At 55.6% G+C, this 15336-nt stretch carries 16 protein-coding genes and 1 riboswitch; of the genes, 8 read left to right on the forward strand and 8 right to left on the reverse strand.

The annotated features are described in order from the left end of the window. Position 1 precedes the first annotated feature (1 nt). From thiS to OGW44_RS04125, 5 genes are all read right to left on the reverse strand, one after another. Entirely contained in the window at positions 2-202 is a 201-nt protein-coding gene (thiS, locus tag OGW44_RS04105) for a sulfur carrier protein ThiS (protein WP_016155307.1), read from the reverse strand. After that, positions 183-941 carry a HesA/MoeB/ThiF family protein gene (locus OGW44_RS04110; RefSeq protein ID WP_103928819.1) on the reverse strand — a complete coding sequence of 253 codons (759 nt, stop codon included), beginning with the start codon at positions 939-941 and terminating at the stop codon, positions 183-185. The genes thiS and OGW44_RS04110 overlap by 20 nt, the downstream gene beginning before the upstream one ends. Then, positions 934-1569 (reverse strand): thiamine phosphate synthase, encoded by a 636-nt coding sequence (gene thiE, locus OGW44_RS04115; protein ID WP_185655145.1) that lies wholly within the window; start codon positions 1567-1569, stop codon positions 934-936. Before thiE ends, OGW44_RS04110 begins: the two co-directional genes overlap by 8 nt. Next, the gene (gene thiC / locus OGW44_RS04120) at positions 1569-3467 is read right to left on the reverse strand and encodes a phosphomethylpyrimidine synthase ThiC (RefSeq protein WP_185655146.1); all 1899 of its coding nucleotides are present in this window, start codon (positions 3465-3467) and stop codon (positions 1569-1571) included. The genes thiE and thiC overlap by 1 nt, the downstream gene beginning before the upstream one ends. 83 nt (positions 3468-3550) lie before the next feature. Then, positions 3551-3673, reverse strand: a riboswitch (TPP riboswitch). 49 nt (positions 3674-3722) lie between these two features. Then, positions 3723-4211, reverse strand: a complete 489-nt coding sequence (locus tag OGW44_RS04125; protein WP_016155311.1) for an Rsd/AlgQ family anti-sigma factor — start codon at positions 4209-4211, stop codon at positions 3723-3725. A 96-nt stretch (positions 4212-4307) separates the two neighbouring features. Here OGW44_RS04125 and nudC point away from each other — a divergent pair, with 96 nt between their 5' ends. From nudC to OGW44_RS04155, 6 genes are all read left to right on the forward strand, one after another. Continuing rightward, positions 4308-5081, forward strand: coding sequence for an NAD(+) diphosphatase (nudC, locus tag OGW44_RS04130; protein WP_080860953.1), 774 nt, complete (start codon positions 4308-4310; stop codon positions 5079-5081). A gap of 43 nt (positions 5082-5124) precedes the next feature. Then, positions 5125-6189: a uroporphyrinogen decarboxylase gene (gene hemE / locus OGW44_RS04135; RefSeq protein WP_185655147.1), complete on the forward strand. Its 1065-nt coding sequence runs from the start codon at positions 5125-5127 to the stop codon at positions 6187-6189. A 9-nt stretch (positions 6190-6198) separates the two neighbouring features. After that, a complete protein-coding gene (gene nfi, locus OGW44_RS04140; protein WP_185655148.1) occupies positions 6199-6879 on the forward strand; it encodes a deoxyribonuclease V in 681 nt (226 codons plus the stop codon). A gap of 33 nt (positions 6880-6912) precedes the next feature. Continuing rightward, positions 6913-7503 (forward strand): YjaG family protein, encoded by a 591-nt coding sequence (locus tag OGW44_RS04145; RefSeq protein ID WP_003842015.1) that lies wholly within the window; start codon positions 6913-6915, stop codon positions 7501-7503. Between the two features lie 186 nt (positions 7504-7689). Further along, positions 7690-7962: a nucleoid-associated protein HU-alpha gene (hupA, locus tag OGW44_RS04150; RefSeq protein WP_001044509.1), complete on the forward strand. Its 273-nt coding sequence runs from the start codon at positions 7690-7692 to the stop codon at positions 7960-7962. Positions 7963-7973: 11 nt separating this feature from the next. Continuing rightward, a complete protein-coding gene (locus OGW44_RS04155) occupies positions 7974-8666 on the forward strand; it encodes a DUF1481 domain-containing protein (RefSeq protein ID WP_016155315.1) in 693 nt (230 codons plus the stop codon). Positions 8667-8725: 59 nt separating this feature from the next. Here OGW44_RS04155 and zraP read toward each other — a convergent pair whose 3' ends face one another. Continuing rightward, positions 8726-9166 (reverse strand): zinc resistance sensor/chaperone ZraP, encoded by a 441-nt coding sequence (gene zraP, locus OGW44_RS04160; RefSeq protein ID WP_016155316.1) that lies wholly within the window; start codon positions 9164-9166, stop codon positions 8726-8728. 264 nt (positions 9167-9430) lie between these two features. On the opposite strand from zraP, the gene zraS reads away from it, so the two are divergent. Together zraS and zraR are read left to right on the forward strand one after the other, a co-directional pair. Then, on the forward strand, positions 9431-10816 hold the full coding sequence (gene zraS, locus OGW44_RS04165) for a two-component system sensor histidine kinase ZraS (protein WP_019078472.1): 1386 nt from the start codon (positions 9431-9433) through the stop codon (positions 10814-10816). A gap of 5 nt (positions 10817-10821) precedes the next feature. Further along, positions 10822-12147 carry a sigma-54-dependent response regulator transcription factor ZraR gene (zraR, locus tag OGW44_RS04170; protein WP_049282587.1) on the forward strand — a complete coding sequence of 442 codons (1326 nt, stop codon included), beginning with the start codon at positions 10822-10824 and terminating at the stop codon, positions 12145-12147. On the opposite strand, the gene purD is transcribed toward zraR, so the two are convergent. Then, the gene (gene purD / locus OGW44_RS04175; protein WP_016157951.1) at positions 12144-13433 is read right to left on the reverse strand and encodes a phosphoribosylamine--glycine ligase; all 1290 of its coding nucleotides are present in this window, start codon (positions 13431-13433) and stop codon (positions 12144-12146) included. The genes zraR and purD overlap by 4 nt on opposite strands. A gap of 15 nt (positions 13434-13448) precedes the next feature. Next, positions 13449-15038 (reverse strand): bifunctional phosphoribosylaminoimidazolecarboxamide formyltransferase/IMP cyclohydrolase, encoded by a 1590-nt coding sequence (gene purH, locus OGW44_RS04180; protein ID WP_185655149.1) that lies wholly within the window; start codon positions 15036-15038, stop codon positions 13449-13451. Between the last annotated feature and the right edge of the window lie 298 nt (positions 15039-15336).

Genomic DNA, 15336 nt, shown 5'->3' on the forward strand with positions numbered 1-15336 from the left:
ATCAACCCCCTGCAATAACCTGAAAAAGCAGGATCTGGTCGCCTTCCTGCACGATTTGCTGCTCCCACTGCTCGCGCGGCAGGATCTGTTGATTAAGCGCCAGCGCCGCTCCCGGTTTAAGTTGATTTAGCGCAGTGAGCAGCCCGCTGACGGTTTGTCCCTCGGCGCACTGCATCGGCTCATCATTGAACTGAATCTGCATGTTGTCCTCCGCAGACCGGGCAGCCGCTGGCACGACGCAGCGCGAGGCTGCGCCACTGGCTGGTTTTACCGTCGAACAGGCGTAGCTCCCCACTGGGAGTTTCAATGCCACTGAGTAATTTAATCGCCTCCAGCGCCTGCAAGGTGCCCATCACGCCCACAACCGGGCCGACGATGCCGGCGGTGCGGCAGTTGCGTTCCGGCTCTACATCATCCGGCCACAGGCAACGGTAACAGCCTTGTTCCCACGGTGGCGTCAGTACCATTAGCTGGCCGCCAAAGCCCACAGCGCTGGCGGTGATGAGCGGAGTGTTGAGCATCACGCAGGCGGCGTTAATTTCCTGGCGCGTCGCCATGTTGTCGGTACAGTCGAGCACCACGTCGGCACGCGCTACCGCATGCCGGAGCGCCTCACCGGTCAGCCGCTGCTCAAGGACGACCAGCTCGCTGTCCGGATTAAGGCGTGCCAGATGTCGCTTTGCCGCCTGTGCTTTCGGCCGGGCGATATCATCGGTGGTGAACAATATTTGCCGCTGCAGGTTGCTCAGATGAACGTCATCATCGTCCGCCAACGTCAGCGTGCCGACGCCCGCTCCCGCCAGATACAGTGCCGCAGGCGAGCCGAGCCCACCTAAACCGACGATCAGCACATGGCTATCGAGCAGCTTTTGTTGGCCCTCAATGGCAATGTCGCCGAGCAGGATCTGGCGGCTGTAGCGCATAAAATCGCGGTCATTCATCGCCGGCTCCCGCAATGTCCAGTAGCTGCGCCGTGGCTGCCTGCCAGTCTGCGGCGTGGGTTATGGCGCTGACCACGGCAATGCTGCCAACACCGGTCGCCAGCACCGCCGGGGCGCGCTCAAGGCTGATGCCGCCGATAGCGACAGTGGGGTAATCCGCCAGTCGTTTACTATGGCTTGCCAGCTGCGTGAGACCCTGCGGGGCCGACGGCATCTGCTTGGTTTGCGTCGGGAAGACATGGCCCAGCGCGATATAAGAAGGCTTAGCAGCCAGCGCTACCTCTATCTCCATATCATCGTGAGTGGAAACACCCAGGCGTAGCCCCGCCGCCTGAATCGCCTTCAGGTCGGTGGTTTCGAGGTCTTCCTGGCCCAGATGCACGCCGTACGCGTTGTGCTTAATTGCTAGGCTCCAGTAGTCGTTGATAAACAGGCGAGCATCATAGCGACGCCCCAGCTCAATGGCGGCAATGACGTCGGCTTCGACCTCTTCATCACGTTTATCTTTAATGCGCAGTTGGATCGTGCGCACACCTGCCTGCAGCAAGCGTTCAATCCATTCAACGCTGTCTACCACCGGGTAAAGCCCGAGGCGGAACGGCACGGTCGGGAAATCAGGCTGGTACATCACGCCTCCTCTTTTTTGAGGTAGATTTCGCCGCCTTTGGCGCGGAAGTTCTCCGACATATCCGCCATTCCGATTTCAATGGTTTGTGCGGCGGCGTAGTCGCGGACCTCCTGGCTGATTTTCATCGAGCAGAACTTCGGCCCGCACATGGAGCAGAAGTGGGCAACCTTGCCGGACTCCTGTGGCAGGGTTTCATCGTGATAGGCGCGGGCGGTGAATGGGTCGAGTGCGAGGTTAAACTGGTCTTCCCAGCGGAATTCAAAGCGTGCTTTCGACATGGCGTTATCGCGGATCTGCGCACCCGGATGGCCTTTGGCTAAATCAGCGGCATGGGCGGCAATCTTGTAGGTAATCAGCCCTTGCTTCACGTCTTCTTTGTTCGGCAGGCCAAGGTGCTCTTTTGGCGTGACGTAGCACAGCATCGCACAGCCAAACCAGCCGATCATCGCCGCACCAATGCCGGAGGTGAAGTGGTCATAGCCCGGCGCGATATCTGTCGTCAACGGCCCTAAGGTGTAGAACGGCGCTTCATGGCAGTGCTCCAGCTCTTCGGTCATGTTGCGCTGGATCATATGCATCGGCACATGACCCGGGCCTTCAATCATCACCTGCACGTCGTATTCCCAGGCGATTTTGGTCAGTTCGCCCAGCGTATGCAGCTCGGAGAACTGCGCCTCGTCGTTGGCATCCTGAATCGAGCCTGGACGCAGGCCGTCGCCGAGAGAGAGCGAAACGTCATAGGCGGCACAGATTACGCAAATCTCGCGGAAATGTTCAAACAGGAAGTTCTCTTTGTGATGAGAGAGACACCATTTCGCCATGATCGAACCGCCGCGCGAGACAATACCTGTCAGGCGTTTGGCGGTCATCGGCACGTAGCGCAGCAGTACGCCCGCGTGAATGGTGAAGTAGTCGACGCCCTGTTCGGCTTGTTCGAGCAGCGTGTCGCGGAAGGCTTCCCAGGTGAGATCTTCAGCGATCCCGTTAACCTTCTCCAGCGCCTGGTAGATCGGTACGGTACCGATCGGCACCGGGCTGTTACGCAGGATCCACTCGCGGGTTTCGTGAATATAGCGGCCGGTGGAGAGGTCCATCACCGTATCTGCGCCCCAGCGGGTCGACCACACCAGCTTCTCCACCTCTTCTTCAATGGAGGAGGTCACCGCCGAGTTACCGATGTTGGCGTTCACCTTCACCAGGAAGTTGCGGCCGATGATCATCGGCTCGGATTCCGGGTGGTTGATGTTGGCAGGAATAATCGCGCGGCCCGCAGCGACTTCATCACGCACGAATTCCGGGGTGATGTTTTCCGGCAGGCGAGCGCCAAAGTTCATCCCTGGATGCTGATGGCGCAGCACTTCACTACGAATGCGCTCGCGGCCCATGTTTTCACGGATGGCGATAAATTCCATCTCCGGGGTAACCATCCCCTGACGGGCATAGTGCAACTGGGTAACGCGCTTGCCGGCTTTGGCGCGTTTTGGCGTCAGTAGGCCGCTGAAACGCAGCTCGTCCAGGCCATCGTCGGCCAGACGTTGTTTGGTATAAGCGGAGCTACGGTCGTCTAATTCTTCGCTATCATTACGCGCCGCAATCCACGGCTGGCGCAGTTTCGCCAGACCCTGCTGAACGTTAATCGCCACATCAGGATCGCCGTACGGCCCGGAGGTGTCGTACACCGGCACGGCTTCGTTCTCTTCAAACTGCGGGTTGTCTTTCGTACCACCAATCAGCGTAGGACTTAGCTGGATTTCGCGCATCGGGATGCGGATATCCGCCTGCGAACCGGTGATGTAGATACGTTTTGAGTTAGGAAAGGCGGTACCTTCCAGCGTGTCGATAAAGTGTTGGGCTTGGGCGCGTTGTTCGCGGCGTGATGGTTTAGTAGTGGCAGACATAGCTCATTCCAAATAAAAGTAAGGATATGGCTTGTCAGACGACGGATGAAGCAAGAGAGACGAACGCCAAAGGGCGATACGGTTGTAGATTGACTCTTGTTCCCTTCGCAGGTTTTAACCTGATCAGGTTCCGCGGATCCCGAATTAACGGTCTCAGCCTTTTCCACTCATGCTGCTGTGGAAAATAAGCACTCCGACAAGAAGTAACCTCAAAAAGAGGTAATGAATGTAAATTACGCGTTAATGTCGCAAATCTCAAGCAGGACGTTTGATCATGCCACTCTCGTGCATCGCATCAAAAACCAGCATGATCAGCTTATCTTCCAGCACGAACCGGGCTTCTAGCGCCTCGCCGATATCCGATAAGGCCTGTTGAAATTCAAGGAAGTTATCGTGATCAATGGCGGTCTCCAGACTGGAATCATAGTAGTCCATGATCAGTTGCGTATTGGCTTCCAGGAGCGGCCAAATTTTTGTGGCTTTTAAAAGCTGCCCGTTCCCTTCCAATTTATGGAGAATACGTTCATAAATACTGAAGTGTCCGGTGGAAAGGTAATCGACCAGGCTCTGGCAAAAATCATCCAGCGCCTTTTCATTGAGCCGCATGTACGATTCTTTGCCAGGCTTAATGCCAACCAGATTGTAGTAAGCCACGAGCAGGTGCTTACGTACATGTAGCCAGCGATCAACCAGTTTGTTACTTCCTCCGACGTGCTCCGTCAGGCTTTCCAGCTGGTTTAGCATGATTGACTCCGCAAGATGGTGTTTAGGAACGGCTCACCCGTAAATGTAAAAATAATGTAAACAACATGCCTGTGAAGCAAAGGTTGCGCAAGAGATATGGATCGTATAATTGAAAAATTAGATAGCGGCTGGTGGATTGTCAGTCATGAGCAAAAGTTATGGTTACCTCGTGGCGAACTGCCTTACGGCGACGCAGCAAGTTTTGATCTGACCGGGCAGCGTGCACTTCCTATAGGTGAATGGGAAGGGGAGACGGTCTGGCTGGTGCAGCAGCAGCGTCGGTACGATATGGGATCGGTGCGCCAGGTCATTGACCAGGACGTTGGCCTGTTTCAACTGGCCGGACGCGGCGTACAACTGGCCGAGTTCTACCGCTCACATAAATTCTGCGGTTACTGCGGTCATCCCATGCACCCGAGTAAAACGGAATGGGCGATGCTGTGTAGCCACTGTCGAGAACGCTACTACCCGCAAATTGCCCCCTGCATTATCGTCGCTATTCGCCGTGACGACACTATCCTGCTTGCCCAACATGTTCGCCATCGTAACGGCGTGCATACCGTGCTGGCGGGTTTTGTCGAAGTGGGCGAGACCCTCGAGCAGGCGGTGGCGCGCGAAGTCATGGAAGAGAGCGGCATTAAGGTGAAAAACCTGCGCTACGTCACTTCTCAGCCGTGGCCGTTCCCACAGTCTTTGATGACCGCATTTATGGCGGAGTATGATAGCGGCGAAATTGTTATTGACCCGAAAGAACTGCTGGAAGCGAACTGGTATCGCTATGACGATTTACCGCTCCTGCCCCCGCCGGGCACCGTCGCGCGTCGATTGATTGAAGATACCGTCGCCCTCTGCCGGGCAGAGTATGAGTGACACACATGTTACACTGGCGTGAAATAGCTCAAGGAATGGAAAAATGACCGAACTGAAGAACGATCGTTATCTGCGTGCGCTGCTGCGCCAGCCCGTTGATGTCACTCCGGTATGGATGATGCGCCAGGCGGGCCGCTATCTACCGGAATATAAAGCCACGCGCGCCGAAGCGGGCGATTTTATGGCGCTGTGCAAAAATGCCGAGCTGGCCTGCGAAGTCACGCTGCAGCCGCTGCGTCGCTATAAGCTTGATGCGGCGATCCTCTTTTCGGATATCCTGACGATTCCCGATGCGATGGGACTTGGGCTGTATTTTGAAGCCGGAGAGGGCCCACGCTTTACCTCACCGATCGCCAGCAAGGCTGACGTCGACAAACTGCCGATCCCGGACCCGGAAGATGATCTGGGGTATGTGATGAATGCGGTGCGCACTATCCGCCGTGAACTGAAAGGCGAAGTGCCGCTGATCGGCTTCTCCGGTAGCCCGTGGACACTGGCGACCTATATGGTCGAAGGCGGCAGTAGTAAGGCCTTCACCGTGATTAAAAAGATGATGTACGCCGATCCAAAGGCGCTGCATCTGCTGCTTGATAAGCTGGCGAAGAGCGTCACTCTGTACCTGAACGCGCAGATCAAAGCGGGCGCGCAGTCGGTAATGATTTTCGACACCTGGGGCGGTGTGCTGACCGGTCGCGACTATCAGCAGTTCTCCCTGTATTACATGCACAAAATCGTCGACGGCCTGATGCGCGAGAACGAAGGTCGTCGCGTACCGGTGACGCTGTTCACCAAAGGCGGTGGTCAGTGGCTGGAAGCGATGGCGGAAACCGGCTGTGATGCGTTAGGTCTGGACTGGACCACTGACATTGCCGATGCGCGTCGTCGTGTAGGTCATAAAGTGGCACTGCAGGGCAATATGGATCCGTCCATGCTGTATGCGCCGCCAGCCCGCATCGAAGAAGAGGTGGCGACGATTCTGGCCGGTTTTGGTCAGGGTGAAGGCCATGTCTTTAACCTGGGCCACGGCATTCATCAGGATGTCCCGCCAGAGCATGCGGGTGTCTTCGTGGAGGCGGTACATCGGTTGTCGGAACAGTATCACCGCTAAGGAGTCATTATGGATCTTGCGTCATTACGCGCACAGCAGCTTGAACTGGCCTCTTCAGTGATCCGCGAGGATCGCCTGAGGAGCGATCCGCCGGATCTGATCGGCGGGGCGGACGTTGGGTTCGAGCAGGGGGGCGAAGTGACGCGAGCCGCGATGGTCTTACTGGAGTACCCCTCGCTGGAACTGGTTGAATACAAGGTGGCGCGAATCGCCACCACCATGCCCTACATTCCTGGCTTTCTCTCCTTTCGCGAAACACCCGCGCTGATGGCCGCCTGGCAGCAGCTTTCGCACAAGCCTGATCTGCTATTCGTTGACGGTCACGGGATTTCTCACCCTCGCCGTCTGGGCGTGGCCAGCCATTTTGGCCTGCTGGTGGATGTCCCGACGATTGGCGTGGCGAAAAAACGGTTGTGCGGCAAGTTTGAGCCGCTCGCCGCCGAACCCGGAGCGTTAGCGCCGTTGTTGGATAAAGGCGAACAGCTGGCATGGGTTTGGCGCAGCAAAGCACGCTGTAACCCGCTGTTTATCTCTACGGGTCATCGCGTGAGCCAGGACAGCGCGTTAGCGTGGGTACAATGCTGTATGAACGGCTATCGTCTGCCGGAACCAACACGCTGGGCAGATGCGGTGGCATCCGAACGCCCTGCTTTTACGCGGCTTGCAGCAAAAACGCCCCATATCGGGTAAACTGCCGCTAATTTCCGTATTTGAGAACTCATCATGTTACAAAATCCGATTCACCTGCGTCTGGAGAAGCTGGAAAGCTGGCAGCACGTCACGTTTATGGCCTGTCTGTGCGAACGCATGTACCCCAACTACGCCATGTTCTGTAAGCAAACCGAATTTGGCGATGGACAAATTTACCGCCGAATTCTGGATTTGATTTGGGAAGCGCTGACGGTTAAAGACGCGAAAATCAATTTCGATAGCCAGTTGGAAAAATTTGAAGAGGCTATTCCTTCAGCAGACGATTACGATTTGTACGGCGTTTATCCGGCGATTGATGCCTGTGTGGCATTAAGCGAACTGATGCATTCGCGTCTTAGCGGTGAAACGCTGGAACATGCAATTGAGGTGAGTAAGGCTTCGATTACGACGGTTGCGATGCTGGAAATGACCCAGGCTGGTCGCGAAATGACCGATGAAGAGCTCAAAGAGAACCCGGCCGTTGAGCAAGAATGGGATATTCAGTGGGAAATTTTCCGACTTTTAGCCGACTGTGAAGAACGCGATATTGAGCTGATAAAAGGGCTTCGTGCAGACCTGCGCGAGGCTGGCGAGAGCAATATTGGTATAAATTTTCAGCAATGACACCATAAAACGTGATTTAACGCCTGATTTGTCGTGCCTGAAGGCTTCCCATCCGCCCCCGGTCTGGTCTACATTTGGGGGGCGAAAAAAAGTGGCTATCGGTGCGTGTATGCAGGAGAGTGCTTTTCTGGCATTTCCGTCGCACTCGATGCTTAGCAAGCGATAAACACATTGTAAGGATAACTTATGAACAAGACTCAACTGATTGATGTAATTGCAGACAAAGCAGAACTGTCTAAAACACAGGCTAAAGCTGCTCTGGAATCCACTCTGGCTGCTATTACTGAGTCTCTGAAAGAAGGCGATGCTGTACAACTGGTTGGTTTCGGTACCTTCAAAGTGAACCACCGTGCTGAGCGCACTGGCCGCAACCCGCAGACCGGTAAAGAAATCAAAATTGCCGCAGCTAACGTACCGGCATTTGTTTCTGGTAAAGCACTGAAAGACGCGGTTAAGTAATTCGCGTGGCAGTGAACAGTTTTATCGAAGGGGCGGTTTCGCCCCTTTTGTCCATCTGGCGTCATTCGCTTTGGCTTTCAGGTGTGCTGTTACTGTCTGCCTGTAGTCGCCACTCTGAGCTTCCTCCGTTCACGGCCAGCGGCTATGTTGGCGATCAGGGGGCGGTACGCATTTGGCGTAAAGATTCCAGCGACGATGTTCACTTGCTCTCGGTATTTAGTCCGTGGCGTAAAGGCGATACCACCACCAGTGAATACCGCTGGCAGGGTGATTCGCTCTCGCTGATAGAACTCAACACTTACAGTCAACCACCGGAACATGTCCGTATACGCTTCGATGACCGGGGCGAACTGAGTTTCATGCAGCGTGAAGTCGATGGGCAAAAGCAGCAGCTTTCCAGCGATCAAATTGCGCTTTACCGCTATCGTGCCGATCAAATCCGCCAGACCAGCGATGCGTTGCGTCAGGGACGGGTGATATTGCGTCAGGGACGCTGGCATGCGAATAACACAGTCACGACCTGTGAAGGTGAAACACTGAAGCCCGATCTGGAATCGTGGGCGATAAACCACATTGAGCGCCGCCAGAGCCATTCATCTGTAGAAGTGAGTGTGGCATGGCTGGAAGCGCCAGAAGGGTCGCAGCTACTGCTGGTTGCTAATGAAGATTTTTGTCACTGGCAGCCTACTGCCAAAACCTTCTGAAAACCTGATGCCAGGACATCGGGCCAGATAAGGTGAGGCCGCCATCCGGCAAAAAACGTTTACCAGTGGCCCATTCCCATATGGCCGCCGCGATGGTTACCGCCACCGCCGCACCCGCCGTAGCCCATTCCCGCTCCGCGAGGTACGCCTGCCTGGGCCATTGCGACATCGCGTTTAACGCGCTGCTCATCCAGTGACTGATTCAACGCCTCCATCTCCTTTGCCACGGCATTAATTTTTGCTGTGTCTGGCGAGCTGGCTGTTAGCAACGCGTTGTACTCATAACGTTTAGAGGTCAGCTGTTGGCGCAAGGCGTTGGTCTGCGAGTAGTAATCATCATATATTTTCTGCGCGGTAGCCTGCTGCTCAGTGGTCATTGGCGTACCGCCTCGTTGCTGCATTCCATCACCATATCCCCAGTGATTCTGCGCCAGCGCCGGGGTAGAGCCCAACGCGATAAGAGAGAGTGCAATCAGCGCCAGTTTGTTGTTCCGTTTCATGGGTCGTTCTCCTGTTGGTTAGATTACATTTCCTATTGCATCTTCCGTGCCAAAGCGGCAATCCCGGTCCCGCGGGCGTTGTAGTCGTGGCCTTTACAGGGCGACGAGTAAAAATGACTCGCCAGAACGCGCCGGCGGGTCATTTTTACCCGCTACTTTCAGCGGTTTGTGTCTGAGGGCAGGGTTATCACGGAGAAAAAATGGCATGATTTCTGCTGTATACCTGCAACGATGAAAGGAACGGGTGGGATAAAGGGAGAGCGTATGCGTCTTTATAAGGACACGGCGGCCAAGTGGTTGAGCCGACTCTTGCTGGCGGCAATCCTGATTTTGGTCGGTTGGTTTTCGATTATGACCATTCGGGACTATGGGCGGGAAAGCGGCGCCGCGCGGCAAACGCTACTGGAAAAAGGCAGCGTGCTCATCCGCGCTCTGGAGTCTGGTACGCGCGTAGGTATGGGGATGCGCATGCATCATGCTCAACAGCAGACGCTGCTGGAGGAAATGGCCGTACAACCAGGCGTGCTATGGTTTGCCGTCGTTGACGATCATGGCGTCATTATTACTCATAGCAATTCCGCGATGGTCGGTAAAACGCTCTATTCACCGGATGTCCTGCGGCAATTAAGCCCCGGGGAACAAGAAAGCTGGCGGAATATTGACATGCCTACGGGGGACGGTGAAAAAACACCGGTCCTGGAAATTTATCGTCAGTTTCAGCCTATGTATGGTTCAGGACGTCATGGCATGGCGCGCTGTGCCAGCAATGACGGACAGCTTATTACCCCCGCACAAACCATATTTATCGCTTTTGATGCCAGCGATCTGGCTGCGACTCAGGCAAGAGAGTGGCGTAACACCCTGATTGTCCTGTCTGCGCTGGCGGCCGTGCTGCTGGCCACTGTGCTGACGTTCTTCTGGTATCAGCGCTATCAGCGCTCGTACAAAGAACTGCAGGATGCGATGAAGCGTAAAGAAAAACTGATGGCGCTCGGGCATCTGGCTGCCGGGGTCGCGCATGAGATTCGAAACCCGCTTTCATCGATCAAAGGTTTAGCGAAGTATTTTGCCGAACGAACTCCGGCTGGTGGCGAGTCGCATGAGCTGGCACAGGTGATGGCGAAAGAGGCGGACCGTTTAAATCGGGTGGTGAGCGAACTGCTGGAGCTGGTGAAACCTGCGCATCTGACGCTGCAACAGGTGGATCTCAATGAGGTCATCACCCACTCATTAAACCTGGTGAGTCAGGATGCGGCAAGCCGGGAAATCCAGCTACGTTTTTCGGCCAGTTCCACGCTGCCCGCTATTCAGGCCGATCCCGACCGACTGACTCAGGTTCTGTTGAATCTGTATCTGAACGCCATTCATGCGATTGGTCGTCAGGGCACGATTACGGTTGAAGCGAGTGAAAGCAGCGGCGATCGCGTTAAAATCGTGGTTATTGATAGCGGGAAAGGGATTGCCGCGGAACAGCTGGAGGCCATTTTTACGCCTTACTTCACGACTAAAGCGGATGGAACCGGCCTTGGGCTGGCGGTAGTGCAGAACATAATTGAACAGCACGGTGGTACCATTCATGTGGCAAGCGTTGAGGGCAAAGGCGCAACCTTTACCCTCTGGCTGCCAACCAACGCGAAACAACAGGATTAACAAGGATGACGCGCGGAAAAATCAATATTCTGGTGGTAGATGACGATATCAGCCACTGCACCATTTTACAGGCGCTGCTGCGCGGCTGGGGTTATGAGGTCGCGCTGGCCTATAGCGGGCAAGCGGCACTGGAACAGGTGCGTGAACGCGTATTTGATTTAGTGCTGTGCGATGTGCGTATGGCGGAGATGGACGGCATCGCAACGCTGAAAGAGATTAAAGCGTTGAATTCGGCGATTCCGGTATTGATCATGACGGCGTTCTCCAGCGTGGAGACCGCCGTTGAGGCGCTGAAAACCGGGGCGCTGGACTACTTAATCAAGCCGCTGGATTTTGATCGCCTGCAGGAGACGCTGGAAAAGGCGCTGGCGCATACGCGGGAAACGGGCGCTGAACTGCCGTCAGGGTCGGCTGCGCAGTTTGGCATGATTGGCAGCAGTCCGGCGATGCAGCAGTTGATCAATGAAATCGCGATGGTTGCGCCCTCGGATGCAACGGTGCTCATTCACGGAGACTCCGGTACGGGGAAAGAGCTGGTGGCCCGGGCGCTGCATGCCAGCAGTGCCCGCTGTGATAAACCGCTGGTGACGCTGAACTGTGCGTCGCTTAATGAGTCGCTGCTGGAGTCCGAACTTTTTGGTCACGAGAAAGGCGCGTTTACCGGCGCGGATAAGCGGCGGGAAGGGCGCTTTGTGGAAGCCGAAGGCGGCACGTTATTTCTTGATGAAATTGGTGATATCTCACCGCTAATGCAGGTGCGTCTGCTGCGGGCAATCCAGGAGCGGGAAGTGCAACGGGTTGGCAGCAACCAGACTATTGCGGTTGATGTCCGGCTGATCGCCGCCACACATCGCGATCTGGCGGAGGAAGTTAACGCCGGGCACTTTCGTCAGGATCTCTACTATCGCCTGAACGTCATCACTATTGAAATGCCAGCGCTGTGCCAGCGTCGGGAAGATATTCCGCTGCTGGCCGAACATTTTCTCCAGCGTTTTGCCACACGTAATCGAAAAGCGGTGAAAGGCTTTACTCCGCAGGCGATGGATCTGCTGATCCACTATGACTGGCCGGGTAATATCCGTGAGCTGGAAAATGCGATTGAGCGTTCGGTGGTGCTGCTAACGGGGGAATATATTTCCGAACGCGAACTGCCGATGGCGATTGCCGCGACACCGATAAAAACGGAATACAGTGGCGAGATCCAACCGCTGGTGGATGTCGAAAAAGAAGTGATTCTGGCGGCGCTGGAAAAAACGGGCGGCAATAAAACCGAAGCCGCCCGTCAGTTAGGTATTACGCGCAAAACGCTGCTGGCTAAGCTCAGCCGTTAGTTTTGCTCACGTTCGATGGCGCGCCAGCCGATGTCGTTACGGCTGAAGCTGCCGTCCCAACGGATGTCGGTCATCAGAGCGTAGGCACGCTGCTGCGCCTCGGCAACGGTGTTGCCCAGCGCGGTGGCGCACAGGACGCGACCGCCGTTGGTCAGCACGCGATCGTCAGCAGACAGTTTGGTGCCCGCGTGGAACACTTTACCGTCAGCGACTTCTTCCAGCGGCAGGCCGTGGATCTCATCGCCAGTATTGTAGTTGCCCGGATAACCGCCCGCGGCAATCACTACGCCCAAAGAGGCGCGTTCGTCCCACTCAGAGGTTTTCTCATCCAGCTTGCCGTCACAGGCGGCAAGGCACAGTTCGACCAGATCCGATTTCATACGCAGCATGATCGGCTGGGTTTCCGGATCGCCGAAGCGGCAGTTGAACTCGATAACCTTCGGGTTGCCCTGTTTGTCGATCATCAGACCTGCGTACAGGAAACCGGTGTAAGTGTTCCCTTCCGCCGCCATGCCTTTTACGGTTGGCCAGATGATGCGTTCCATGGTGCGCTGATGAACGTCGTCAGTCACCACCGGTGCAGGTGAGTAAGCGCCCATACCGCCGGTGTTCGGACCGGTATCGCCGTTGCCCACGCGTTTGTGGTCCTGGCTGGTGGCCATTGGCAGCACGTGCTCGCCGTCAACCATCACGATAAAGCTCGCTTCTTCACCGTCGAGGAACTCTTCGATCACGATACGGTGGCCCGCATCGCCAAAAGCGTTACCTGCCAGCATGTCATGAACGGCGGCTTCGGCTTCCTCCAGCGTCATCGCGACGATAACGCCTTTACCGGCGGCCAGGCCGTCGGCCTTGATAACGATCGGCGCGCCTTTCTCACGCAGATAGGCCAGCGCAGGCTCAATCTCGGTGAAGTTCTGATACTCCGCCGTTGGAATGTTATGACGGGCAAGGAAATCTTTGGTGAAGGCTTTGGAGCCTTCCAACTGCGCTGCACCTTCGGTTGGGCCGAAGATTTTCAGACCGGCGGCGCGAAACGCATCGACCACGCCAATTACCAGAGGCGCTTCTGGGCCAACGATGGTCAGATCGATCTTCTCATTCTGGGCAAAGCTCAGCAGCGCCGGAATATCGGTCACGCCGATTGCCACGTTTTGCAGCGCAGGTTCCAGCGCGGTGCCCGCGTTGCCTGGTGCGACAAATACCGTTTCGACTTTTGGCGACTGCGCCGCTTTCCAGGCCAGCGCGTGTTCGCGCCCCCCGTTGCCAATCACTAATACTTTCATCGTCTGCTCCGTGGATTAATGGCGGAAGTGGCGCATGTCGGTGAACACCATCGCTATGCCGTGCTCGTCGGCGGCAGCAATGACTTCATCATCACGGATAGAACCGCCCGGCTGGATCACGCAGGTCACACCAGCGGCGGCGGCGGCATCAATCCCATCGCGGAACGGGAAGAAAGCGTCGGATGCCATAGAGGAACCTTGAACTTCCAGACCTTCGTCGGCGGCTTTAATCCCGGCGATTTTTGCGGAATATACGCGGCTCATCTGGCCTGCGCCTATACCGATAGTCATGTTCTCTTTGGCGTAAACAATGGCGTTGGATTTTACAAATTTAGCCACTTTCCAGCAGAACAGCGCATCGCGCAGTTCCTGTTCGGTCGGCTGACGTTTGGAAACTACGCGCAGTTCACCTTCGCTCACCATACCCAGGTCACGATCCTGAACCAGCAGACCGCCGTTAACGCGTTTGAAGTCCAGGCCCGGCACACGTTGTGCCCACTGACCGCAGGTCAGCACGCGGACGTTCTGTTTGGCGGCGGTGATTTTCAGTGCGTCTTCGGTTGCGGATGGCGCGATGATCACTTCCACGAACTGACGGGAAATGATGGCTTGAGCAGTTTCGGCATCCAGTTCGCGGTTGAAGGCGATGATGCCGCCGAACGCAGAGGTCGGGTCGGTTTTATAGGCGCGGTCGTAAGCATCGAGAATAGAGGTACTGACTGCCACGCCGCACGGGTTAGCGTGTTTGACGATCACACAGGCTGGCTCGTTGAATTCTTTTACGCACTCCAGCGCCGCATCGGTATCGGCGATGTTGTTGTAGGAAAGTGCTTTGCCCTGTACCTGCTGCGCGGTGGCAACGGACGCTTCTTTAACATTCTCTTCTATATAGAAGGCAGCCTGTTGGTGGCTGTTCTCGCCGTAGCGCATATCCTGCTTCTTAATGAAGTTCAGGTTCAGTGTACGTGGAAAGCGACCGGCGGCTTCTTTGCTTTCGCCGTGGTAGGCCGGAACCATGCTACCGAAGTAGTTGGCAATCATGCTGTCGTAAGCGGCGGTGTGTTCAAAGGCTTTAATCGCGAGATCGAAACGCGTGTCGAGGGTTAGAGAACCGTCGTTGGCATCCATCTCTTTAATAATGGCGACGTAGTCGCTGCTCTTCACAACGATAGCCACATCTTTATGGTTCTTGGCAGCGGAACGCACCATCGTCGGGCCGCCGATATCAATGTTTTCTACCGCATCTTCCAGCGAGCAGCCTTCACGGGCAACGGTATCGGCGAACGGGTACAGATTAACAACCACCATGTCGATAGGTGCGATGCCGTGCTGTTCCATAATCCCGTCGTCCTGACCGCGACGACCAAGAATGCCGCCGTGGACTTTCGGATGCAGGGTCTTTACGCGTCCATCCATCATTTCCGGGAAGCCGGTGTAATCGGAAACTTCGGTCACTGGCAGGCCTTTCTCAGCCAACAGGCGCGCAGTGCCACCTGTAGACAGCAGCTCCACACCGCGTGCGGAAAGTGCCTGAGCGAATTCGATGATACCGGCCTTGTCAGAAACACTGAGCAGAGCGCGGCGGACTGGACGACGTTGTTGCATGGTAAATCCCCTGGATTTGACTATTACAGAGAGCGTTAGGTGAATTCTTGGCTAAAAACTCAGCTAACGCCCCTTACGGGGCATCCTTGTTGTGCGGGGGCATTGTAACGAAAACGTTTGCGCAACGCTCGCGAATTTTTAATTTTCGATTTTGACCTCTTCTTTTTCCGTTGAAGGATGCTCATATAAACAGAGAAGTGCACAAACGATCGCGTGGTTTGTGGATAACTCTGTGTGTAAATGGGTATAAGGCGGGGTTTTGCTGTGGAATGCAGCGGTCAGTCATTTTTCTGCAATT

The organism is Citrobacter sp. Cb023, assembly GCF_030336805.1.
In the GTDB taxonomy this organism is placed as follows: Bacteria; Pseudomonadota; Gammaproteobacteria; order Enterobacterales; family Enterobacteriaceae; genus Citrobacter; species Citrobacter braakii.